Genomic DNA, 21,958 nt, shown 5'->3' on the forward strand with positions numbered 1-21,958 from the left:
CATCAAACTATACATGATGAGAGCGCTTTCATAATGCATGCCAGTTTAAGAAAAAGGGCCGCCCCTCCCGACGAATGAAACTTTACGCTCAAAGTGGAACAGCTTTTGCAGCGCTGACATCACCTTTGGATCATGAGGACAACCCATGCAGAGTAATGTATCCGCCCACGGAATGGCGGTCGCCCCGCACCATCTGGCCAGCCAAAGCGCGGTTGCCGTGCTGCGCGAAGGCGGCAGCGCGATAGAAGCCATGGTCGCCGCGGCGGCCACCATTGCGGTGGTTTACCCACATATGAACGGCCTGGGCGGCGATGGCTTCTGGCTTATCGTCCCGCCGGAGGGCGAACCGATGGCCATTGACGCCAGCGGCGCAGCGGGCTCGCTGGCCACGCCGGAAGCCTACGCCGGGCTGGCGCAAATTCCGCACCGCGGACCGCAAGCGGCGCTGACCGTCGCCGGGACCGTCAGCGGCTGGGATGAAGCGCTGAAGGTGTCGCAGACGCTGACCGGAAAAGCGCTGCCGCTGGCGCGCCTGCTGGATGATGCGATTCGCTATGCCGCTGACGGCACGCCGGTGACGGCGTCCCAGTCCAGCGCCAGCGCCGGAAAACTCGCCGAACTCCATGACCTGCCAGGGTTCGCGGAGACCTTTCTGGTCAACGGACAACCGCCGGCCGCCGGCAGTCGCTTTCGTCAGCCCGCGCTGGCATCGACGCTTAAGCAGCTGGTCGACGATGGCCTCGACAGTTTTTATCGCGGCCCGCTGGCCTGCCGTCTGGCTGCGGGGATGGCGGCCTGCGGGTTGCCCATCACCCTTGCCGATCTACAGCAGCATCGCGCCCGTCGCCCTGCGCCGCTGAAGCTTCAGCACCAGCACGGCGAACTGTGGAATCTGGCGCCGCCAACGCAGGGACTGGTCTCGCTGGCGATCCTCGGGATTACCGACCGGCTGGCGATGCACGATGCCGATGACGCGCAGACCGTGCACCGTATCGTCGAGGCCACCAAGCAGGCTTTTGGCCTGCGCGATGCCCACATTACCGATCCCCGTCATCTCGACGTGGATATTCAAAGCCTGCTCGACCCGCAGGCGCTCCAGCAGCTGGCCGATAACATCGACGATCGGCAGGCCGTCCCCTGGGGGGCGGGAAAAGGCCCCGGCGACACCGTCTGGATGGGGGTGATGGACAGCAGCGGGCTGGCGGTCTCCTTTATTCAAAGTCTTTATCATGAGTTTGGCAGCGGCGTCGTACTGCCGGATAGCGGGATCGTCTGGCAAAACCGCGGCGCCTCGTTCAGTCTCGACCCCGCACATCTGCTGGCGCTGGCGCCAGGCAAACAGCCGTTTCATACCCTCAACCCCGCCGCCGCACGCCTCAACGACGGCCGGGTCATGGTATACGGTTCGATGGGCGGGGATGGCCAACCGCAAACTCAGGCGGCCATTTTCACCCGTTACATCCTGCAGGGCATCCCGCTGCAGGAGAGTATTTCGCGCCCGCGCTGGCTGCTGGGCCGAACCTGGGGACAAACCTCAGATTCACTGAAGCTGGAAGGCCGCTTCGCGCCGGAGAGCATCGCCCGTCTGCGGGCGCTGGGTCATGACGTGGAGGTGCTGGCCGATTATAGCGAAGCCATGGGGCACGCCGGCGCCATCGTCCGTCATCCCAACGGCCTGTTTGAAGGGGCGTCCGATCCGCGCAGCAACGGCGCCGCCGCCGGTTATTAGGAGACGAACATGACCCATAGCGTAAACGACTGGCGCACTTATCTGGCGCAAATGGAACACCTGCTGGCACTGGAGCTGGACGACACCCGCCGCGCTGAGCTTCAGCTACAGTTCTCCCGTATTGCCGCCATGGCTGAGCCGCTGATGGCCTTGCCGCTCGATGAACGCCTGGAGATTGCCGGAGTGTACAAAGCATGACCCTGACTGAGATGACGATTGCTGATATTCAGCGCGCGCTGGCCGACGGTGAGCTGAGCGCCAGAGAGATTGCCCGCCGTACTCTCGACGATATGGCGCAGGTTAACCGGCGGATTAATGCCTGGACGCAGATCACCGAACGCCGGATGCTCGCCGAAGCCGACCAGATTGATGCGCTGCGTCGAACCCGCCAGCCGTTACCGGCGCTGGCGGGGGTTCCCTACGCGGTAAAAAATCTGTTCGACGTTGCCGGGGAAACCACCCTCGCCGGCGCACAGCTGTTCAGCGACCTCCCGCCTGCCGTCAACGACGGTTGGGCAGTACGGCAGATCTGCGCGGCAGGCGGTCTGCTTAGCGGAATGGTCAATATGGATGCCTACGCCTATGGGTTCACCACCGAAAACAGCCACTATGGCGCCACCCATAATCCGCACGATCCGCAGCGCATCGCCGGCGGCTCTTCCGGCGGTTCGGCAGCGGCGGTTGCCGCCGGGCTGGTTCACTTCTCTCTGGGAAGCGATACCAACGGCTCAATCCGCGTCCCGGCCTCCCTGTGCGGTATTTTTGGCCTGAAGCCGACGTTTGGCCGCCTGTCGCGTGCGGGCAGCCATCCGTTCGTCGCCAGCCTCGATCACATTGGCCCGTTTGCCCGCTGCGTCGACGATCTGGCGGCGGTCTACGATGCCTTACAGGGGCACGATCCCGACGATGATGCCCAGGCGGACGAAGCCGTTGCCCCCACTCGCCAGCGGCTGGAACGCGCGGCGGAGGGTCTGCGCTGCGGAGTGCTTGGCGGCTATTTCAGCGACTGGTGCGATAGCGACGCCCGTGCCGCGGTAGCCCGCGTCGCGCAGGCCCTCGACGCCCGGGAAGAGCATCTGTTCCCCGAGGCCGAACTGGCGCGTTCGGCGGCGTTTATCATCAGCGCCTCCGAAGGGGGCAATCACTATCTGCCGGCGCTGCGGCGTGAACCGGCACGCTTTGAACCGAGCTCGCGGGAGCGTCTGCTGGCCGGGGCGATGATTCCTGCGGCCTGGTATCTTCAGGCGCAGCGTTTTCGCCGCCATGCCCGGCAGGCGATAAAATCGCTGTTTCACCACGTCGATGTACTCATCGCCCCGGCGACACCGTGCAGCGCCACCCTTATCGGCCAACAGACGATGACGATCAACGGCGAGATACTGCCCGTTCGCGCCAGTATGGGCATACTCACCCAGCCCATCTCGTTCCTCGGCCTGCCGGTGGTCACGGTCCCGCTGCGCACGGCATCCAACCGACCCATTGGCGTGCAGCTGATTGCCGCGCCGTTTAATGAACAGGCCTGTCTGCGCGCTGCGCGCGCTCTGGAACACGCGGGCATCACCGAGGCCCGCCCTGCGGAGAGAGCATGATGATCAATCAGGATAATATTAACCGGCCGCGCGTTCTGGCCGAGGTAACCGCCGCTTTTTACCGCTACGAAGAGGCGCTGGTCAGCAACAACATTGCGGTGCTGGATGAGCTCTTCTGGCACGATAAACGGACGGTGCGCCTGGGGGCCGGCGAGAACCTCTACGGTATCGATGAAATTCGCGCCTTTCGCGCCGCCCGTCCGGCGGCGGGATTGCAGCGCGAATTACGCCACACCGAGATCGTCACCTTCGGCGAGGATTACGCGGTGTGCAGCACCGAGTTTACCCGCGCCGGCAGCGAGCGGATCGGCCGCCAGCAGCAAACCTGGGTCCGTTTTCCGTTTGGCTGGCGGATTGTTGCCGCGCAGGTCAGCCTGATGAGCTAACCCGGCGCTGAGCCGGGCTACCCGGGGACGGCCACTATTCCCGGAACGGATGGACTTCGCGCCAGTGGGTGGCGATCTGCTGGCGCGTACAGACCCAGACCCGCTCGTGCTGCTGGACATAATCGAGGAAACGCTGCAGGGCGCGGAAGCGCCCCGGCCGGCCAAGCAGGCGACAGTGCATGCCGATAGACATCATCTTCGGCGCCTCTTCCCCCTCTTCATACAGCACATCAAAACTGTCTTTGAGGTAAGTATAAAACTGCTCGGCGGTGTTGAAGCCCTGCGCGGTGGCAAAACGCATGTCATTGGCGTCGAGGGTATAGGGGACAATCAGATGCGGCTTGCGCGAACCGTCGCCGCACTGCACCTCGGTCCAGAAAGGTAAATCATCGCCATAGTAGTCGCTGTCGTAATCGAAACCGCCGTGTTCCACCACCAGCCGTCGCGTGTTGGGGCTATCCCGCCCGGTGTACCAGCCGGTTGGCGGCTTGCCGAACAGGTCGGTTAAGACGTGCACTGCCTTATGCAAATGCTCGCGCTCCATGTCGCTATCCATATGCTGATAGTGGATCCAACGCCAGCCGTGGCTGACCACGTCGTAGTCGGCGGCTTTGATCGCCGCGACGATATCGGGGTGACGCGCGAGGGCCATCGCCACCCCGAACACCGTCAGCGGCAACCCGCGTCGGCTGAACTCCTGATGGATGCGCCAGAACCCGGCGCGACTGCCGTACTCATACAGCGAGTCCATCGACATGTGCCTGTCCGGGTAGCTGGCGGCGCCGATTATATCGGAGAGAAACTGCTCGGAACCGGCGTCGCCATGCAGAACATGGTTTTCCGCCCCCTCTTCATAATTAAGGACAAACTGCACGGCAATGCGCGCCTGGTTCGGCCACTGCGCGTGCGGCGGTTGACCGGCGTATCCTCGCAGGTCGCGAGGGTAATTCTGTGCTGCTGACGTCATCTCCCACCCCTTAAATTGAAAATGTATTGAATACCTGAAATTTACCGCTCAGGGTTTTGGCTTCCGGGAACGCTAAGTCCCCGCGTTTGCTGGTCGACAGACCCAGCGCCACCAGCGACTCCACCATCTTCACCGCCGCGCTGACGCCATCGATGACCGGCACCTGCAGTTCGCGGGTCAGCTCCTGGGCCAGGGTGGACATTCCGCCACAGCCCAGCACGAGGGCGCCGCAGCCATCCTCTTTTAATGCCTGGATACAGCGCGCGCGCACCTTCTCCTGCGCCACGCCGCTGCCGTCTTCCAGCGCCAGCACCGGCAGATCAATGGCATGCAGACCGGAACAACGGTCGTAGAAGCCATATTGATGCAGCAGATGACGGGCGATAATCAGCGTACGCGGCAGCGTGGTAACAATGGAAAAGCGCGTGGCGACCAGCGTGGCCAGATGCATCGCCGCTTCGGCAATGCCGATCACCGGCCCCTGCGCCAACTCGCGGGCCGCCAGCAATCCCGGATCGCCGAAACAGGCGATCACGTGGCCCGAAACGCCCTGCTGGCGGCCGGCCTGAATCTGCTCCAGCACGCCGACGGCGGCAATGGCCTCATCAAAATGGCCTTCGATGGACGGCACCCCTTCCCGTGCCGAGACCGCCATAATCTCGGTCCCCGGCGCCGCCGCCATGCGGGCGGCGGTGGCGATGGTGTCGGTCATCCCGGGGTTGGTGTTGGGATTAATCACTTGTATACAAATAGTGGCCATCAGGACTCCTTGTCGCCGGCAAACAGCCGGGCAAAATCAGGCAGGCATTCACCAGCCCGCTCAAAGCAGAGGCTGGCAACGATATGTTCAAAATGGTGCGTTAACGCCGCGCTCAGGGGCGGCAGCGCTTTTTGCCGCAGCAGCTGGACAAGCTGCTCGTGATCGTCGCAGCGGCAGCCCTGACGCCACGGCGCTCCCCATGCCGCAATCACTAATGAAGAGCGCTGACTCAGGCGGGTCACCATTTCGGTGAGGACCTGATTGCCGGAAATGGCCTGCAGCTGAATATGAAATTCGGCGGAAAAGCGAATCGCCGCCGGGCCATCGTAAGCTTCATGCGCCTGCTGCTCCTGGCGGATAATCGCCTCCAGCGCCGCCAGGTGCGGCGGCTGACAGCGGGCGATCACCTCGGGCAGGTTCGCCACCTCCAGCAGCGCGCGGGTGCGGAAGATCTCCCGCGCCTCTTCCACCGTTGGGCTGGCCACCTGTGCACCACGTTTGGGCGTTAATGTCACCATTTGCACAGCATTGAGTCGTTGCAGCACCTTGCGGATCCCGGTCCGGCTCACGCCGAAGACCTCGGCCAGCGCCTCCTCCGGCAACTTGCTGCCCGGCGGCAGCTGATGCTCCACGATGGCGGTCAGCAGGGCCTGATAGATGGATTCATCCTTGTCATGCAGCGCTGGCGCGGCCTGCTGACGGTTTTCATTACGCATTCACCCACTCCGGATTTTACTTTTCGATAGCCAATCGTATACATAAAATAAATTTCTTGTATACAAGATTAACGATTCTGGCCTGAATCCTGCAACAGCCTCAACCAGTAACGTAAAAGGGTTTTCATTCAGAGGAGCAGGTTTCATGCCAAACAGACAACATACCCATCAGGTTAAGGCCGCTGACTCCACCGTCGGCTACAGCCCACGGCTGTGTAATGAGGATCTGGCGCCGACGCGCGACCAGAACTGGAGCTGGTACAACATCTTTTCTTTCTGGATGTCCGACGTCCATAGCATGGGAGGCTACGTGGTGGCGGCGAGCTTCTTCACGCTCGGGCTGGCCAGCTGGCAGGTGCTTCTCTGCCTGCTGGTAGGAATTTGTATCGTCCAGCTGTGCGCCAACCTGGTGGCGAAGCCGAGCCAGATGGCGGGCGTGCCCTATGCGGTCATCTGTCGTCAGGCGTTTGGCGTCTTTGGCGCCAATATCCCGGCGGTGATCCGCGGGCTTATCGCCTTCGCCTGGTACGGCATCCAGACCTATCTGGCGGCCAACGCGCTGATGCTGGTGCTGCTCAAGTTCTGGCCTTCGCTGGCGACATTAACCGAAGCCACTTTCCTGGGTCTGTCGCACCTCGGATGGCTCTGTTTCGCCACCATGTGGCTGCTGCAGGCAATGGTCTTCTGGCACGGAATGAGCGCCATTAAGCGCTTTATTGATATTGCCGGACCGGCGGTCTACGTGGTGATGCTGGCACTGGCGGGCTGGATCGTATACAAAACCGGCTTTGACGGTATTTCCTTTACCCTGGCCAGCAAATCGCTGACCGCCGGCGAGCAGACCTGGCAGATGATCACCGCCACCGCGCTGGTGGTCTCCTACTTCTCTGGCCCGCTGCTGAACTTCGGCGACTTCTCGCGCTACGGCAAAAGCATGGGCGAAATCCGGCGCGGCAATCGCTGGGGTCTGCCGTTTAACTTCCTGCTGTTTTCGATCGTTACCGTGGTGATTGTCTCCGGCACCCAGTCGCTGTTCGGCCGGATGATCACCGACCCGATTGAAACCGTCAGCCGCGTGGGGAACGATCTGGCGGTCGCCATTGGTCTGCTGACGATGATCACGGCCACCATCGGGATCAATATCGTCGCCAACTTTGTCTCACCGGCATTTGATTTCTCCAACTGTTCACCGCAGAAAATCAGCTTCCGTACCGGCGGCATGATCGCCGCGGTCGGCTCCATTCTGCTCACGCCGTGGAACCTGTTTAACTCACCGGAGCTGATTCACTATACGCTGGATGTTCTGGGTGCCTTTATCGGCCCGCTGTTTGGTATTCTGATTGTCGACTTCTACCTGATTAAGCGCGGCCAGGTGTCCGTTGACGACTTGTTTGATGCCACGCCGCAGGGCCAGTACTGGTATCGCAACGGCTTTAACCCGAAAGCCATCGCGGCGTTGATCCCGTCGGTGGCTTTCGGGCTGGTGATTAGCTTTATTCCGGCCCTGCATGAAGTGGCGAACTTTAGCTGGTTTATCGGCGTCTTCCTGAGCGGCGCGGCCTATCGTTGGATCGCCCGCGACGATCGCGCCCCCGCCGCATCGCGCTTTACCTCCCGCCCGCTTGCCCAGAAAGAGTAACGCCCCTCTTTGCCGCGGCACCGCGCCGCGGCATCTCCCGTCCGACAAACTGGCATTATTTTTGCTCAATACCCTTGCCCCTATCTGGAACAAAGAAGGTTGTCCTGATGATTGAGTACCACACCGCCGTTCGCGGCGCCTTTTTCGATATCGCCCACATCGCCGACAGCGCCGACGATATCGCTCGCCATGCGCGCTACCTTGATGATGGCGTGCTGTTTATCCAGCAGGGAAAAATTCAGGCGCTGCTGCCGTGGCAGGAGGGCGAACAGTACCTGCATCCGCAAACAGGCTATCTCGATCTGCGCGGGCAGCTGTTACTCCCCGGTTTTGTCGATGCGCACGTGCATTATCCGCAAACTGAGATGATTGGCGCCTTCGGCGAGCAGCTGCTGGAGTGGCTGACCACCTACACATTTCCGGTGGAGAGTCAGTTTTGTGATGAAGAGTATGCCGCAGAGATCGCGCAGTTCTTTATCAACCAGCTGCTGAGCCACGGCACCACCACCGCACTGGTGTTTTGTACCCTGCATCCCGAATCCGTCGATGCGCTGTTCAGCGAAGCCCTGCGGCTGAATATGCGCCTGCTGGCCGGTAAAGTGATGATGGACCGCCACACCCCGGACTATCTGAGTGAAACGGCGGAGCAGAGCTACCGGCAAACCCGCGAGCTCATTCAGCGCTGGCACCATCGGGGCCGCCTCGGCTACGCCATCACGCCGCGTTTTGCCCCCACGTCGACGCCGGAGCTGCTGACCGCGGTTCAACGCCTGCGGGAAGAGTTCCCGGATACCTGGCTGCATACCCACCTGAGCGAAAATCTCAATGAGATAGCGTGGGTAAAAAGCCTGTGGCCGGAGCATGAGCACTATCTTGATGTGTATCACCACTATCGCTTAACCGGCCAACGCAGCGTATTTGCCCACGGAGTTCACCTCGCCGATGCGGAGTGGCGATGCCTGCACGAGACCGGCTCGGCGCTCGCCTTCTGCCCGACCTCAAATCTGTTTCTCGGCAGCGGTCTGTTCCGCTTGCCCACCAGTTGGCAGCAGAAGGTGCGTATCGGCATCGGCAGCGACGTCGGCGCGGGGACGACTTTCAGTATGCTACGCACTCTGGGCGAAGCCTATAAAGTGGCGCAGTTGCAAAGCTATCGTCTACGCGCCAGTGAAGCCTTTTACCATGCCACGCTGGGAGGAGCCCGGGCGCTGTCTCTCGATGAGAAGATTGGCAACTTCCAGCCGGGAAAAGAGGCCGACTTTGTCGCCATCACCCCTGGGGTGACGCCGTTGCAGCGGCTGCGCCTCTCCCGCTGTCAGGATATTTACGAACAGCTGTTTGTCCTGATGACGCTGGGCGACGAACGCAATATTCACCAGACCTGGGTCAATGGCGAGTGCGTCTGGCACACAGAGGCGGAATAAGTAAGCCCGGCTCGCTGCCGGGCGTTGGCACGCTCAGCTCCCGCGATAGGTTGACCAGCCGCCGGGGGCAATCAAGAACGGCAGATGGAAATGTTCATCCGCCTCTTCGGCAATCGCAAAATCAATCTGCGCGCACAGATACAGCGTCTCAAGACCGCCGCGGGTGAACCAGTCGCCAATATCCGCCACCAGCCGATAGCGGCCGGCGACCAGCTTGCCCGGCGCCAACGACGCGATGCGACCATTCGCATCCGTGATGCCGCTGGCGATAGATTGCCCTCCCCGCAGCAGGTTGACCACCACCCCCTGTGCAGGCTTGCCGGTGGAAACATCCAGAATATGGGTACTCAACGTATTCATTCGCCAATGACTCCCGTTAGTCGTAATAACGTAATTTCACGTAGCTGCGCCAGCGCGCACGCAACCTCTTGCGCCGCGTTGTGGGTCAGCCGTTGCGTCAGCGCCTGCAGTATCTCTTCCCCGCTGCGACCTTTGGCACGAATCAGGAACACCCGGCCAAAGCGCGCTTCATAGCGGGCGTTGCCCTCCGTTAACGCCTGGATGAGCGACGCATCCCGATCGTTGACCGCCGCCTGTTCCTGCCGCGACAGCGCGGCATGTCCGTGCCGGGCGGCGGGTTTTTCGCCAATGCGCGGATGCGCGCTTAGCGCCAGATCCAGCTCCGGTTCGCCCCACGCCAGCGACTTCTGCTGCGCCACGGCGTGCAGCGTCGCCAGGTTCGGGTATGGCCGGGCCTGCACCAGCGCCGTCACCCAGGCGTCAATCGCCACGCACGGCTCCAGCAGATGCGCGGCCTCGTCGGCTGGCAGTTGGTTAAAGTCAGTAAGCAGGATCATTGTCCCTCCTTGCCGCCGCCGCGCGTTGTCCGCGTGATAACAACCCATGCCGGGGCGTCGCCCGTCGTTGGCCACGCGGACAGGGCCCCGCGCCATTGTCCATTGCCCAGGCCGTCAACTGACCGCTGTTGTTGTTTTGCAACATCTCCATTCCCCCGTTTCACCTCAACGTTGTCTGCACAGTGCACAAAGCAGGCCAGAGTGGCGCCGCGGGCCGCCCGTCAATAGCGAAGCTCAATAACCTGTTGTTTATTAATGATAATTACTCGATATCGCTGTTACCTGCCCGCTCATCTGTTGTGCGCCGTTGATGAAACTTTCGATTCCATCATTATCCTTAAGAAATTTTTAGTTCAGAAAATGGCAATTGCCACCCTCTGACGCACCAGATAAGTGCAAAACCTCGCCGTGTTGTCGCCGCAAGGCCGATTTTAGTGCTTTGAGCAAGCTGGTACGCAAATTGCTCACTTCCCTGATGACGCAATATAAGGAGAACAGCATGAAAGCATTAGTGATTGGTGCCGGTATCGGCGGTCTGAGCGCGGCGGTAGCCCTCAAGAATGCGGGAATTACCTGCGAGGTGTTTGAGGCGGTGAAAGAGATAAAGCCGGTCGGCGCGGCGATCTCCATCTGGCCAAACGGCGTGAAGTGCATGAACAACCTCGGCATGGGCGAGATCATCGAAACCTACGGCGGCCCGATGCACTTTTTAGCCTATAAAGAGTATCAGGGCGGAGAAACCCTGACCCGCTTTAGCCTCGCTCCGCTGGTTGAACGCACCGGTGGCCGCCCCTGCCCGGTGTCACGCAGCGAACTGCAAAGAGAGATGCTCGATTTTTGGGGACGCGAGGCGGTGCAGTTTGGTAAACGGGTGACTCGCGCGGAAGAAAACGCTGACGGTGTCACCGTCTGGTTTAGCGACGGGAGCACGGCCCACGGTGATTTTCTGATCGCCGCCGACGGTAGCCACTCGGCGCTGCGCCCCTATGTACTTGGCCATCAGCCCGAACGCCGCTATGCGGGTTACGTCAACTGGAACGGACTGGTGGATATCGATGAGAGCATTGCGCCGGCGGATCAGTGGACCACCTTCGTCGGCGAAGGCAAACGCGTCTCGCTGATGCCGGTGGCGCATGGCCGTTTCTATTTCTTCTTTGATGTTCCGCTGCCCGCCGGTCTGGCCGAAGATCGGCACACCCTGCGCGACGATCTCAGCCGCTACTTCAGCGGTTGGGCGCCAGCGGTGCAAAAACTGATTGCCGCCCTGGATCCGCAGACAACCAACCGTGTTGAAATCCATGACATTGAACCCCTGGATACCCTGGTTCGCGGCAAGGTCGCGCTGCTCGGCGATGCCGGTCACAGCACGACCCCGGACATCGGACAGGGCGGCTGCGCGGCGATGGAGGATGCGGTGGTGCTGGGCAATATTTTCCTGGAAAATCGTGAGATTGTTTCCGCGCTGCGGCAGTACGAAGCGCTGCGCTGCGCGCGCGTACGCGACCTGATACTCAAGGCGCGCAAGCGCTGCGACATCACGCACGGGAAAGATATGGCCCTGACCCAGGCGTGGTATCAGGAGCTCAAAGAGGAGACCGGGGAGCGAATTATCAATGGCCTGTGCGAAACCATCCAGGGCGGCCCGCTGGGTTAACCTCCGCCGACGGTTTGCATCTCCTCCATCACCGCCGTCAATTTTTGAATCGCCATTTGCGCCGGACGAGACAGCTGGCGCGATGGCGCCGTACACAGCGCCAGCGTCAGCGGCCGCAGCAGCTTATTGCGCAGCGGAACAAACGCCAGTTGGCCGCTTTTCACCTCATCCAGAACATCCAGCAGGCTCAGAACGGTCACGCCGCTGCCTTTCAGCACCAGCGATTTAATCAGCCGGATATCGTTACAGCTGATGCTGTTGGCCGGGCTAAAATCATAATGGCGATAGAGCAGGCCGACGCGTTCGTGCACAATCAACGGAGCGCCAGGGACAATATGGCGCTGCTGGCTGAGCTCCCCCAGGGAGAGCGCGGCCGCATCCGCCAGGGGGTTATCCGGGCGCATGACAACGCCCATTTCCAGTTCCACAAACGCCAGTACGCTCAGCCCCACCTGGCCTTCCGGATCAAGAATCAGGCCGAAATCGAGATCGGCCTGACGAACTTTTTCGCTGACCGTATGGCTGTCGGCCACCTGCAAAACCAGTTCCAGCCAGTCCCAGGTACCGATAATATCGGCCAGCGCCGCGGCAAAGCTTCCCTCCGCCAGCGCCTGCACCATCCCCACGCTGACCGTTCCGCGCTTCAGCCCCTGCAGCTCATCAAACTTTTGCCGGGTCAGGCGAAACTCTTTTTGCCAGCGCAACAGATTGTCATACAGCAGCTCGCCGGCGGTCGTCATTCGCAGCCCTTCCGGCAGGCGTTCAAACAGCGGCGTACCAAATGCCTCTTCGGCCTGCAGGATCTGGCGATTGATCGCCGAAGCCGAAATATGCAGCTTTTCAGCGGCCCGACGCAGGCTGCCGCTGCGGGCGACTTCAGCAAAATAGAGCGCAAAACGCGAAAACGGACTCATGTCTACCCTGTCCTCTTTTTTGCAACGGGTTAGTGAATTAATGCTGATGGATGTCAACACCCTAATATGACAACAATAAACTCACAACAATTAAACAAATGTATTCTGTGAGCAGGAAGGAAAATCATGAACAGAGCCGCGCCAACGCCCCCCGCCCATTGCACTTTCGATCCTGAAGACTGGTTACGCCTGGCCCGCTGCTGGCATCCGGTCGCCCGTGCCGAAGATATTGGCGCCGCGCCGGTGAAAGCGGTGCTGCTGGATGAACAGCTGGTTATCTATCGCATTAAGGGCCAGGTCGTGGTCGCGCGCGACGTCTGCCCGCACCGCGGCGTGCCGCTGACGCTGGGCTTCCATGATGAAGAGGGGATCGTTTGTCCCTATCACGGCCTGCGCTTCGGGGAAGATGGTCTCTGCAACCGCATTCCCTCAAGCCCCGATCGGCCGGTACCGGCGAAACTTAATCTCACCTGCTACGCGGTCGAGGAGCGCTACGGGCTCATCTGGACCTGCCTGGCTTTCGATGCGGAAAACCCGATGCCGTTGCCCACCCTTCCCCACTGGGACGATGAGGGCTTCCAGCAGATCAACTGCCCGGCCTTTGAAGTCAACGGCTTTGCCGGTCGCCAGGTCGAGGGATTTCTCGATGTTGCCCACTTCGCCTGGATCCATACCGAGACCTTCGCGGATCCCGATAATCAAGTGGTTCCCGACTATACCCCGCAGGAGACCCCCTTTGGCTTCACAGCCGATTACTGGAGTTCGGTCGGCAATTACCCGGCCAGTTCTGAATTTCGGGCCCCGGATGGCTTCCAGTGGCTGCGTCATTTTGAGTTGCACCTGCCCTTTACGGCAACCCTGACCATCCATTTCCCTGGCGAGGCCCGACTGGTGATCATGAATGCCGCCTCACCGGTATCATCGCGGGTGACCCGAATGTTTGCCCCCATTGCGCGCAATTTTGACCTGCATGTGCCGGTGGAAGAGGTACATGCGTTCAACCTGCGCGTGTTCGAAGAGGACCGTCTGATGGTGGAGACTCAACGTCCGGAACGGCTGCCGCTGGACTTAACGCTTGAGGCGCACATTCCCGCCGATCGCAGTTCAATCGCCTATCGCCGTAGCCTGAAGAAAATGGGTTTTGGTGAGTTTTTCCTGGTGTAAAGGGAGAAGAGTGATGAGTGACGTACTGAAGGTCGTTGTCGATGGCCTGTGGCGCGAGGGGGACAAAAGCCTCGCCATCAAATTGTTAGCACCGGACGGTAGACCGCTTCCCGGCTGGCTGCCGGGGGCACATATTGACGTTCACCTGCCCTGCGGGATAATTCGCCAGTATTCGCTTACCGGTCGCCACGCCGAAGCGGGCGCCGACGCTTACCTGATCTGCGTGAGTCGGGAGGGCGCCTCCCGCGGCGGGTCACGCTATATTCATGAGACGCTGCGCCCGGGCCAGACGCTGCTTATCTCTCCGCCGCGCAATCTGTTTGCGCTGCAGCCTGCGCGACAGGTTACGCTGCTGGCCGCCGGCATTGGCATCACGCCGCTGTATACCATGGCCCTGCATCTCGACGCGGCGGGCACGCCGTTTGAGCTGCACTACTACGTTAAGCGTCGGGAAAATGCGGCTTTTGTCGGCGAAATGGCAAAAATCATCAGCCATGGCACCTGCGTGGTCCATTGTTCAGATGAAGGGCAAAGTCCGCGCGCGTCGCTGGCTGATACGCTGGGCGATGCGCGCGCCGACCACCATCTGTATCTCTGCGGCCCGTCGGGTTTTATGGATACCGCCCGGCGAATTGCGGCGGAGAAAAACTGGCCCGAGACGCAGGTTCATAGCGAAGCCTTCCAGCCGCTGAAGGCCGCCGCGACGAGCGATGATCAGGATACGTTTACCGTCACCCTGGCGTCGTCAGGCGAGACGTGGCCGGTTCCGGGCGATAAGACCATTGCCCAGGTGCTTCAGGAACATGGCGTCGCCGTGCCGCTCTCCTGCGAAATGGGGATGTGCGGCGCCTGCCTGACACCGCTGATGGCCGGTGAGGCCGATCATCGTGATACGGTACAGTCAGAGGCCGAGAAATCTGCCGCCGCGCAGCAGATAGCCCTGTGCTGCTCGCGCAGCCGCTCGGCAAACTTAGTCATTGATTTGTAATTTTTGCCCTCTCCGGGGTCTGATGATAGCGCACCACAGGATCTCAGACGCCGGGCCTGCCCCTCTCCCGCCGGTAAAATAAAATTCATTTAAATCAGCGACATATAAAATCATGCCATTCATTCATAATTAAGATAAAAATTATTCATTTCCTTTCTGAATCAATCACCGCCATATTTGTATGACAAATAACTCCACAGCGAAACGGGCCGCGCTGATATCATGGTAACGACACTGCAAGAGAAACAGGTTCAGGCGCAAAGTCTACAGGAGCGGGGATTATTGCGGCGTGCCTTAGCGCTGTGGAACGAAATCGCGCGACACGGCGACAGCGAACTGACGCCGATAGCCCGCCACAAACAACAGGAGATCGCCGCGCTGCTGACGCAGCAAAAAGTAGAGAAAGAGGCAGCGAAATATCACTGCCGATCCCATATCGACGCCGATCGGGAATGGATTATGACGCATCTGCGTAACGGCATGAAGCCGAGGGAGATTGAAGGGTTAACGCGGCGTTCCAGCGCGTTTATCTACCGCTGCAAAAAGCTGCTGGCCGGAGAATAACCCCGGGCTCCAACGATAGCTGACCAGCTTTCTGGGTATTGCAGCCTGTGCCGCCGTTTCCAGACAGGTGTTCAGGAACCCCCGAAACACCAATCATAATATGGAGTTGTATCCGAGTCTTCGCCAGCCAGCTCCTGGCTGGCTTTTTTTCACCGCCTGAATGCGACCATGGCGGCTTACTTTCCGGGACGTTTTTCATTCAGCAGCCGGGCGTATCTGGCCCTGTTTTCTTCATACAGCGCGTTAAACGTCTGCCGATTTTGGGGATCCATTCCCGCCAGCATCGCCTCCTGTTTTTCCTGACGCTGGATACGCTCCTGCACCGATTTCAATGCGGCTTCCATAGCAATCAGCTCTCCGGAGAGGGCGCTTTCCAGCATTGAGCGATACAAATACTCGCGTGCCAGCGTCCCGAGCGCATTATTGGCCTGGTTGATGGCGTCGTGGGTTTTATTAAGGGATTCGGCAACGGCGGCCAGGATTTTGTTCTCGTTCATTTTTTCGTCTCCCCGACCGACAGCAATGCCAGCGTCTCCGTCAGGCTACGGTGAAACATTTCGCGCTGGGTAATGGTCATCGCATCCACCGCTTTTTTCACCGCCTGGAGGCGGGCGTAATAGTCGCCCATCACCTCTTCGCGAATCGCCTGCTTACGCGCCTGCGGTATATCGTCAAAGGTCTCTGCCGCAGAAGCGGTCGGCACAGGGATATCGCCATTGGGTAGTTGACTTGCCATCATCGCTCCTGATTACTTAGAAAAGAGACATATTGCGGAGATCGCCATCGCTGGTGTTGTGAATGGTGAAGCGTTCGATCAGTGCGATGAACGCATCTCGCGGGGGAATTGCCGCTGTTAACAATTGCCGCTGGCGTAGCGCACACCACAGCGCCACGGAGTAGGCCTGGCAGTTGACCGATTTCATGGGATTAAACTCGATGTCGGTAAAGGCCGAATAGTTCAGCACCTGTTCTTTACAAGGCGAGTGGTACAGCGCATTGAGATACAGCCAGTCATAGAAGGCGGTTTTCGGCTCCAGCGGCCAGATAACCGGTTCACGCGCCTCAGTGGGCTGAAAGGAAAAGTGGGCTAAGCGACCCGACGTTTTGAGCAGCTCCGCGCGCCTGGCCTCTTTTGGCGCCTTGCGCATCAGCTCGCGAAAGGGCCCGCGTAACGTTCCGCTATCGGTAAACACTTTCGAAGACTGGAACAGCGATTCCACGCTGATAAATTGTCCGCCGAGGCTACCGACGCCCATGTTAAAGGCGCTGAGCTGAACGCCCAGTGCATCCGGAGATTTACTGGATACTTCAAGAATCTTTGCTCCCGGCGACACCTGCGCGTAACCATCATGCAGCGCGGCAATCGACTTTTGTTTCTGACTGACCGCCAGACCCGGTGACCAGCTGAAATCCACGTTAACGATGTCCACCAGCGCCTCCCCTTCTCGGGTCGGGATAAAGACGGGACGAACGGCCATAAACTCACCTGAAAGAAAAATGTGAAGGATCAACCACGATGTTCACCGCATAGTCGCGTAACCACGGCGGGATCTTATCCGCGGAATAAAAAACAACGTCACTAATAAACCAGGCGGGAATCTCGCCAGAATATAAAATTTCGGCCTGGATATCATACGGACGATCGCCGGAATCTTCATGATTATCACCGCAAAACATCGCCTGGAAAGCCTGATGTTTTTGCCGCTGCTCCACGCTGATAGCTCTGACGGAGGAAGACGCCGCGTTGCGGTGGCAAAAAATGGCCCGCTTGAGCAAAGCCCGATGATCGAATGAAGGTTGGGTGGGTCCGCTAATCAACTCTTTTTTTATTTTGAGGATTACCCAGTCGCGATCGCGCAGCCCGTTGGAATATTTGTAGAGCATTTTTTTATTCACCTCACCTAACGAGAGGGAAATAGCATCTCGCACCCCTTCCAGCCGCAGTTCGTCATTATAGTGAAAACTGTGCCCGCCCTCTTCGAGTCTTTGGCGGCTAATAATCCCAGATTTAAATATGCTTCTCAGATTTGACAGATGACTAAAGTGATACAGCGAAGAAATATTTCGCCGCCGGGTGGAGGAAAAATCAATGACTCGTGCCCAGTTAAATTGCTGAATCGCATAGAAGGGTTTATTCGCAATTAAGCGCATGAAATCATCGTGGACATCGGACATATAAGCCGGTGCCAGGTGAGTTAACCCCGTAATTGCATAGCGCGTTAACATATATTCTTTAAAGCCGTCGATATACATAATAAGATTCAGCGCTTCCGCCATCGTAATACCGGGCGCAGTATTATTTACATCGACCATTAACGGGCGCGGCGCTTTGTCATCCGTCGGTATGTCACCCAAAAGCATTCGCGGCTTCGTCAGCGGCTTGAGCGGATCAACCTGCCGGGTACAGGCTTTCCGTTTTTCAACGTCAACCAACGGCTCGGCTACCCGACTACCTGTTTTAGTAGGGGGCGTTTCTTTTTTCTTTATTAAATTGCCGATAACAACCAGAACGAAAAAAATGCCAATCACAGTCCACATATGAACTCCAGCACAATCATTATTCTATTATTTTGCATTACCGCGCACGCCGTTACGCTTCACCGATAGCAAAGAGGAAGTGCGTGTTATCTTATTCGTATTTTTAGTTATTCAGAGGGCCCACGGCACGTGCAAAGGATGAAGGACGACTCACATTAATCGATTCATTCAGTTAACTCAAGGGTTAACGGTTGCCTGTACGCCGGCATGACGGGCGCGGAAATGCGGCGTGGATAGCGGACAGAGATCCGGACGCAGAATTTTTAGCCGCCAAACCGTGCGTGTCGATATTATTCATCCACGTCACGGTCGCCGGTAGAATAAATGACGCCAGAAATAGCCTGGCGCGATCTTTATTTATTAAGGAATAAATACCCGCCCTTTCCCGCTGACCTCAATATGTACCCGGCGGCCCGGTACCCAGTCCGCCCGGCTGACGGTTTTCAGGGTCAGCGTCTGCTGGGCGATCGCCAGCGTTAAGGTCGACAGATGGCCGGAAAAATCAACGTCGAGGATGGTGACGGCACTCTCCTCATTCTGGCAAGGCGTAATCATCAGCTGTTCCGGACGCAGCATCACCCGCCCCTGCCCCGTCGCGTCGTCATTATCGGTAAGCAGCGCACCAATCGCGCACTGCGCCCGCCCGCCATGAAGCTCGGCAGGCAGCACCAGCGCATCGCCCAGAAACAGCGCCGTGGCTTCATCGGCGGGCCGCGAATAGACCTCAAACGGGGTGCCCACCTGGGTAAAGCGCCCCTGACGCATGACCGCGACCTGGCTGGCAAACGACAGCGCTTCATTCTGGTCATGGGTCACCAGAATCGAGGCGACGCCGGCCTGGGCAAGCAGGTCTGCCGTCGCCTTTCGCGTGGTGGCACGAAGCCCGGTATCGAGGGCGGAAAAAGGTTCATCCAGCAGCATCAGCGATGGCCGCTGCGCCAGCGCCCGGGCGAGGGCCACGCGCTGCTGCTGGCCGCCGGAAATTTCATGCGGCCAGTGCGTGGCCAGCTGCCCATCCAGCGACACCATCTCCATCAATGCCGCGACCCGACGGCGCTTCTCCTGCCGGGAGCAATCTAAGCCCCAGGCAATATTGTCAGCGACGTTAAGGTGCGGGAACAAAGCTCCCTCCTGCGGAACAAAACCGATGCCGCGCTGATGGGCGGGAATAAAAACCCCCTCATCAAACAGCGTCCGGCCCTGCATCACGATGCGCCCGGCATCCGGCGTTTCAAAGCCGGCGAGAATACGCAGCAGCGTTGTTTTCCCGGAGCCGGACGGCCCGACGATGGCCGTCCGGCTGCCGGGGGCCACCGACAGAAAAAGGTTATCCAGCACCTGCACATCGGCAAAAGATTTTGAGATAGCGGTTAATTCCAGCATTTACAGACCTGCAATTTTTTTCGACTGGTGATAGAGCACACCGGTCAACGGTAGAGAAATCGCGATCATCAGCATCGCGTAAGGCGCCGCAGCGACATAATCTATCTCGCTGGTTAATGCCCAAAAGCCGGTGGCCAGCGTACGGGTTCCCAGCGGTGAAAGCAGCAGCGTCGCGGTCAGTTCGTTGCTGACGCCGAGAAAGACCAGAGCGGCCCCGGCCGTCGCCCCCGGCGCGGCGAGACGCAGTGTGATGCTCCACAGCGCCCGCCCCGGGCTTCTTCCCAGACTCCGCGCGACGTTTTCCAGCTCCACCGGCGCCTGGGCGATTCCCGCGCGAAGATTGATCAGCGCACGAGGCATAAACATCAGCAGGTAGGCCAGAAACAGCGTCACTTCGGTCTGATAGATGGGCCGGGCGTAGTGAATGGTCACCGTAACCAGCGCCAGCGCGGTCACGATACCCGGCAGCGAACTGGTCATGTAATTGCACCCTTCAAGCAGACGAAACAGACGATGCGGATAGCGAATCCCCAGCCAGGCGATGGGGATGCCGCAGGCGGTCGTCAGCAGCGCCCCGCTGGCCCCCAGCATGAGCGTCTGGCGAAGAGAGAGCCACAGGTCGGCGTTCATCCAGTTTTCAAGGCCTCCCAACCACAGCCAGCGGCACAGCACCATCAGCGGTACCCCTAGCGCCAGCAGCACCAGCGCACACAGCAGCGACTGCGCCGCGAGGGTCGCCATCACGTTCATCTGTTTGCGTTTCTGCTCCCGCGCGGCCCCGGCGCCAATACGGGCATAGCGCGCTTTGCCCCGGGTGACGCTCTCCAGCAGCAGGAACGCCAGGCAGCATAGCGCCAGCACGCCGGCCAGCATATTTGCCGCCGGGCCGCTGAACGTGGACTGGAACTGGTCATAGATCGCGGTCGTAAAGGTGTCGAAACGGATCATCGCATACAGGCCGTATTCCGCCAGCAGGTGCAGCGCCACCAGCAGTGCGCCGCCGCAAATGGCCAGCTTCAGCTGCGGCAACACCACGCGGAAAAAAACCAGCCACGGCGGCGTACCCAGCGAGGCAGCAACGTCTTCCAGCGTCGGATCCAGGCGGCGAAGCACCGCCGCTACTGGCATATAGATAAAGGGATAGTAGGCAAGCACCGAGAGGAACACGCCGGAGGAGAGGCCGTGCATCGATGGCACCGAGCTGACCCAGGCATAGCTCTGCACAAACGCCGGTATCGCCAGCGGGGCAACCGCCAGCGCCGACCAGACCTGCCGCCCCGCCAGGGTCGTGCGTTCAGTCAACCACGCGACCGTCACGCCGAGCGCAATGCACGCCGGTACGGTCAGGGCGCTGAGCCACAGCGTATTGCTGAGCAGCTCCCCGACGCGCGGACGGAACACCAGCGCCTTAATGGTCTCCCAGCCGGTATCAATACCCACGGCAACGACAAAACCCGGCGGGAGGAGGGCTAATAATGAAAACAGTACCGCTAATGCAACCATCGGAAATGCAGGACGCCTGCGCTCAGGCAGGCGTCGTACTTTTTTTCCGAGTGTAATACTCAGACCAGACATAAGGTATTCACTTCACCGGAGGGATCACAGCAGGCCAGCTTGCGTCATCAGTTCGATAACTTTTTTGCTGTTCAGCGAAGAAGGCTCGACCTTTGGTGCATCCAGCGCTTTCAGCGGCGTCAGTTTCGGGTTAGAGGCGGCATCAACGCCCACGGCATATTCAAATGCATTATTGGTTCTCAGCTGCTCCTGGCCCTGCTTGCCGGTGATCCATTTGATGAAGGCCTGGGCCTGCTCTTTGTGTTTGCTGGAGGCCAGCACGCCACCGCCGGAGATACTCACGAAAGCACCCGGATCCTGATGTTTGAAGTAGTACAGTTTGGTGTTTTTGCTGTTCTCACCGGTTTTGGCCTGATCGACAAAGCGGTAGTAGTGGTAAATCACCCCGCCATCAATTTGCCCGGCATTGACAGCCTTCATCACGGTGCTGTTGCCTTTATAGGCTACGAAGTTGGTTTTCATCGCTTTGAGCCAGTCCAGCGTGGCTTTCTCGCCCTTCAGCGCCAGCATCGCGCTGACAATGGCCTGGAAATCAGCACCCGATGGCGAAGCGGCCCAGCGCCCTTTCCATTCCGGTTTCGCCAGATCCATCAGGGAATGCGGCAGCTGAGATTCACTGATTTTTTCCGGGTTATAGACAAAAACGGTGCTACGCGCGGCAATGCCGATCCAGCGGCCATGCTCAGGGCGGAATTCCGGCGCGACCTGGCTTAAGGTGTCGGCATTCAGCGGCGCGAATAATTTTGCATTGTCGACCAGCACCATAGACGGGGAGTTTTCCGTCAGGAAAACGTCAGCCGGTGAAGCCGTGCCTTCCTGCACCAGCTGATTTCCCAGCTCGCTATCGCCGCCGTTACGCAGAGTCACTTTAATACCGGTTTCTTTGGTAAAGCCATCCACCCACGACTTGACCAGATTTTCATGCTGCGCGTTATAGACAACGATGCCTTCACCGCTTTCGGCCGCCAGGACCTGAGGGGCAAGAAACACCGAAGCAGCGACGAGCGCGGCGGAGCAATAAGACGACAGGCGAAAATTCATGTGCTAATCCTTAGTATTGATGGACAAATGGCCGCCGATAGCCTGGCCGGAAAGGATTAAAACACAGAGA

At 59.3% G+C, this 21,958-nt stretch carries 23 protein-coding genes; 10 read left to right on the forward strand and 13 right to left on the reverse strand.

Features of this window, described 5'->3' with window-relative positions; all coding sequences use genetic code 11:
* Positions 1-145 precede the first annotated feature (145 nt).
* The 4 genes from hpxW to hpxZ are packed head-to-tail and all read left to right on the forward strand — an operon-like array spanning position 146 to position 3,704.
* Positions 146-1,729, forward strand: a complete 1,584-nt coding sequence (gene hpxW, locus BV390_RS17730) for an oxamate amidohydrolase (RefSeq protein ID WP_085397160.1) — start codon at positions 146-148, stop codon at positions 1,727-1,729.
* 9 nt (positions 1,730-1,738) lie between these two features.
* The gene (hpxX, locus tag BV390_RS17735) at positions 1,739-1,927 is read left to right on the forward strand and encodes an oxalurate catabolism protein HpxX (RefSeq protein WP_032700346.1); all 189 of its coding nucleotides are present in this window, start codon (positions 1,739-1,741) and stop codon (positions 1,925-1,927) included.
* Complete coding sequence (locus BV390_RS17740; RefSeq protein WP_085397161.1) at positions 1,924-3,318, forward strand: AtzE family amidohydrolase; 1,395 nt, start codon at positions 1,924-1,926, stop codon at positions 3,316-3,318. The genes hpxX and BV390_RS17740 overlap by 4 nt, the downstream gene beginning before the upstream one ends.
* Positions 3,318-3,704 carry an oxalurate catabolism protein HpxZ gene (hpxZ, locus tag BV390_RS17745; RefSeq protein ID WP_032688618.1) on the forward strand — a complete coding sequence of 129 codons (387 nt, stop codon included), beginning with the start codon at positions 3,318-3,320 and terminating at the stop codon, positions 3,702-3,704. The genes BV390_RS17740 and hpxZ overlap by 1 nt, the downstream gene beginning before the upstream one ends.
* A 34-nt stretch (positions 3,705-3,738) precedes the next feature.
* On the opposite strand, the gene puuE is transcribed toward hpxZ, so the two are convergent.
* From puuE to BV390_RS17760, 3 genes are read right to left on the reverse strand one after another with little or no spacing between them, the layout of a single operon-like run.
* Positions 3,739-4,671: an allantoinase PuuE gene (puuE, locus tag BV390_RS17750; protein ID WP_032688451.1), complete on the reverse strand. Its 933-nt coding sequence runs from the start codon at positions 4,669-4,671 to the stop codon at positions 3,739-3,741.
* Positions 4,672-4,681: 10 nt separating this feature from the next.
* A complete protein-coding gene (hpxA, locus tag BV390_RS17755; protein WP_085397162.1) occupies positions 4,682-5,431 on the reverse strand; it encodes an allantoin racemase in 750 nt (249 codons plus the stop codon).
* Positions 5,431-6,147 (reverse strand): GntR family transcriptional regulator, encoded by a 717-nt coding sequence (locus tag BV390_RS17760; RefSeq protein WP_032688455.1) that lies wholly within the window; start codon positions 6,145-6,147, stop codon positions 5,431-5,433. Before BV390_RS17760 ends, hpxA begins: the two co-directional genes overlap by 1 nt.
* A 145-nt stretch (positions 6,148-6,292) precedes the next feature.
* On the opposite strand from BV390_RS17760, the gene BV390_RS17765 reads away from it, so the two are divergent.
* Together BV390_RS17765 and guaD are read left to right on the forward strand one after the other, a co-directional pair.
* Positions 6,293-7,786 (forward strand): NCS1 family nucleobase:cation symporter-1, encoded by a 1,494-nt coding sequence (locus BV390_RS17765; RefSeq protein ID WP_032688456.1) that lies wholly within the window; start codon positions 6,293-6,295, stop codon positions 7,784-7,786.
* A gap of 107 nt (positions 7,787-7,893) precedes the next feature.
* Positions 7,894-9,210 carry a guanine deaminase gene (guaD, locus tag BV390_RS17770; protein ID WP_032688457.1) on the forward strand — a complete coding sequence of 439 codons (1,317 nt, stop codon included), beginning with the start codon at positions 7,894-7,896 and terminating at the stop codon, positions 9,208-9,210.
* Positions 9,211-9,243: 33 nt separating this feature from the next.
* On the opposite strand, the gene uraH is transcribed toward guaD, so the two are convergent.
* Both uraH and uraD read right to left on the reverse strand, forming a co-directional pair.
* The gene (gene uraH / locus BV390_RS17775; RefSeq protein ID WP_032688458.1) at positions 9,244-9,570 is read right to left on the reverse strand and encodes a hydroxyisourate hydrolase; all 327 of its coding nucleotides are present in this window, start codon (positions 9,568-9,570) and stop codon (positions 9,244-9,246) included.
* On the reverse strand, positions 9,567-10,067 hold the full coding sequence (uraD, locus tag BV390_RS17780; RefSeq protein ID WP_085397163.1) for a 2-oxo-4-hydroxy-4-carboxy-5-ureidoimidazoline decarboxylase: 501 nt from the start codon (positions 10,065-10,067) through the stop codon (positions 9,567-9,569). Before uraD ends, uraH begins: the two co-directional genes overlap by 4 nt.
* 499 nt (positions 10,068-10,566) lie before the next feature.
* Here uraD and hpxO point away from each other — a divergent pair, with 499 nt between their 5' ends.
* Entirely contained in the window at positions 10,567-11,721 is a 1,155-nt protein-coding gene (hpxO, locus tag BV390_RS17785) for an FAD-dependent urate hydroxylase HpxO (RefSeq protein WP_032688460.1), read from the forward strand.
* Here hpxO and hpxR read toward each other — a convergent pair.
* Positions 11,718-12,635 carry a LysR family hpxDE operon transcriptional regulator HpxR gene (gene hpxR / locus BV390_RS17790; RefSeq protein WP_032688461.1) on the reverse strand — a complete coding sequence of 306 codons (918 nt, stop codon included), beginning with the start codon at positions 12,633-12,635 and terminating at the stop codon, positions 11,718-11,720. The two genes, hpxO and hpxR, sit on opposite strands and share 4 nt — an antisense overlap.
* 126 nt (positions 12,636-12,761) lie before the next feature.
* Here hpxR and hpxD point away from each other — a divergent pair, with 126 nt between their 5' ends.
* From hpxD to BV390_RS17805, 3 genes are all read left to right on the forward strand, one after another.
* Positions 12,762-13,799, forward strand: a complete 1,038-nt coding sequence (gene hpxD, locus BV390_RS17795; RefSeq protein ID WP_047664576.1) for a molybdenum cofactor-independent xanthine hydroxylase subunit HpxD — start codon at positions 12,762-12,764, stop codon at positions 13,797-13,799.
* A gap of 13 nt (positions 13,800-13,812) precedes the next feature.
* A complete protein-coding gene (locus tag BV390_RS17800; protein ID WP_085397164.1) occupies positions 13,813-14,787 on the forward strand; it encodes a PDR/VanB family oxidoreductase in 975 nt (324 codons plus the stop codon).
* A 222-nt stretch (positions 14,788-15,009) separates the two neighbouring features.
* Positions 15,010-15,351 (forward strand): hypothetical protein, encoded by a 342-nt coding sequence (locus tag BV390_RS17805; RefSeq protein ID WP_032688465.1) that lies wholly within the window; start codon positions 15,010-15,012, stop codon positions 15,349-15,351.
* Positions 15,352-15,527: 176 nt separating this feature from the next.
* On the opposite strand, the gene BV390_RS17810 is transcribed toward BV390_RS17805, so the two are convergent.
* The 7 genes from BV390_RS17810 to BV390_RS17840 all read right to left on the reverse strand — a co-directional run bounded on the left by BV390_RS17810 (position 15,528) and on the right by BV390_RS17840 (position 21,888).
* Complete coding sequence (locus BV390_RS17810; protein ID WP_032688466.1) at positions 15,528-15,848, reverse strand: hypothetical protein; 321 nt, start codon at positions 15,846-15,848, stop codon at positions 15,528-15,530.
* Positions 15,845-16,090, reverse strand: a complete 246-nt coding sequence (locus BV390_RS17815; RefSeq protein WP_223849367.1) for a hypothetical protein — start codon at positions 16,088-16,090, stop codon at positions 15,845-15,847. The genes BV390_RS17810 and BV390_RS17815 overlap by 4 nt, the downstream gene beginning before the upstream one ends.
* Positions 16,091-16,103: 13 nt before the next feature.
* Complete coding sequence (locus BV390_RS17820) at positions 16,104-16,829, reverse strand: DarT1-associated NADAR antitoxin family protein (RefSeq protein WP_064385542.1); 726 nt, start codon at positions 16,827-16,829, stop codon at positions 16,104-16,106.
* Between the two features lie 4 nt (positions 16,830-16,833).
* A complete protein-coding gene (locus BV390_RS17825; protein WP_032695691.1) occupies positions 16,834-17,889 on the reverse strand; it encodes a DarT ssDNA thymidine ADP-ribosyltransferase family protein in 1,056 nt (351 codons plus the stop codon).
* A 360-nt stretch (positions 17,890-18,249) separates the two neighbouring features.
* A complete protein-coding gene (locus BV390_RS17830) occupies positions 18,250-19,272 on the reverse strand; it encodes an ABC transporter ATP-binding protein (RefSeq protein ID WP_032695690.1) in 1,023 nt (340 codons plus the stop codon).
* Positions 19,273-20,847 (reverse strand): ABC transporter permease, encoded by a 1,575-nt coding sequence (locus tag BV390_RS17835; protein ID WP_085397165.1) that lies wholly within the window; start codon positions 20,845-20,847, stop codon positions 19,273-19,275.
* A gap of 24 nt (positions 20,848-20,871) precedes the next feature.
* A complete protein-coding gene (locus BV390_RS17840; RefSeq protein WP_032688471.1) occupies positions 20,872-21,888 on the reverse strand; it encodes an iron ABC transporter substrate-binding protein in 1,017 nt (338 codons plus the stop codon).
* Between the last annotated feature and the right edge of the window lie 70 nt (positions 21,889-21,958).

Source organism: Klebsiella sp. YJ (assembly GCF_002108615.1).
Lineage (GTDB): Bacteria > Pseudomonadota > Gammaproteobacteria > Enterobacterales > Enterobacteriaceae > Klebsiella > Klebsiella planticola.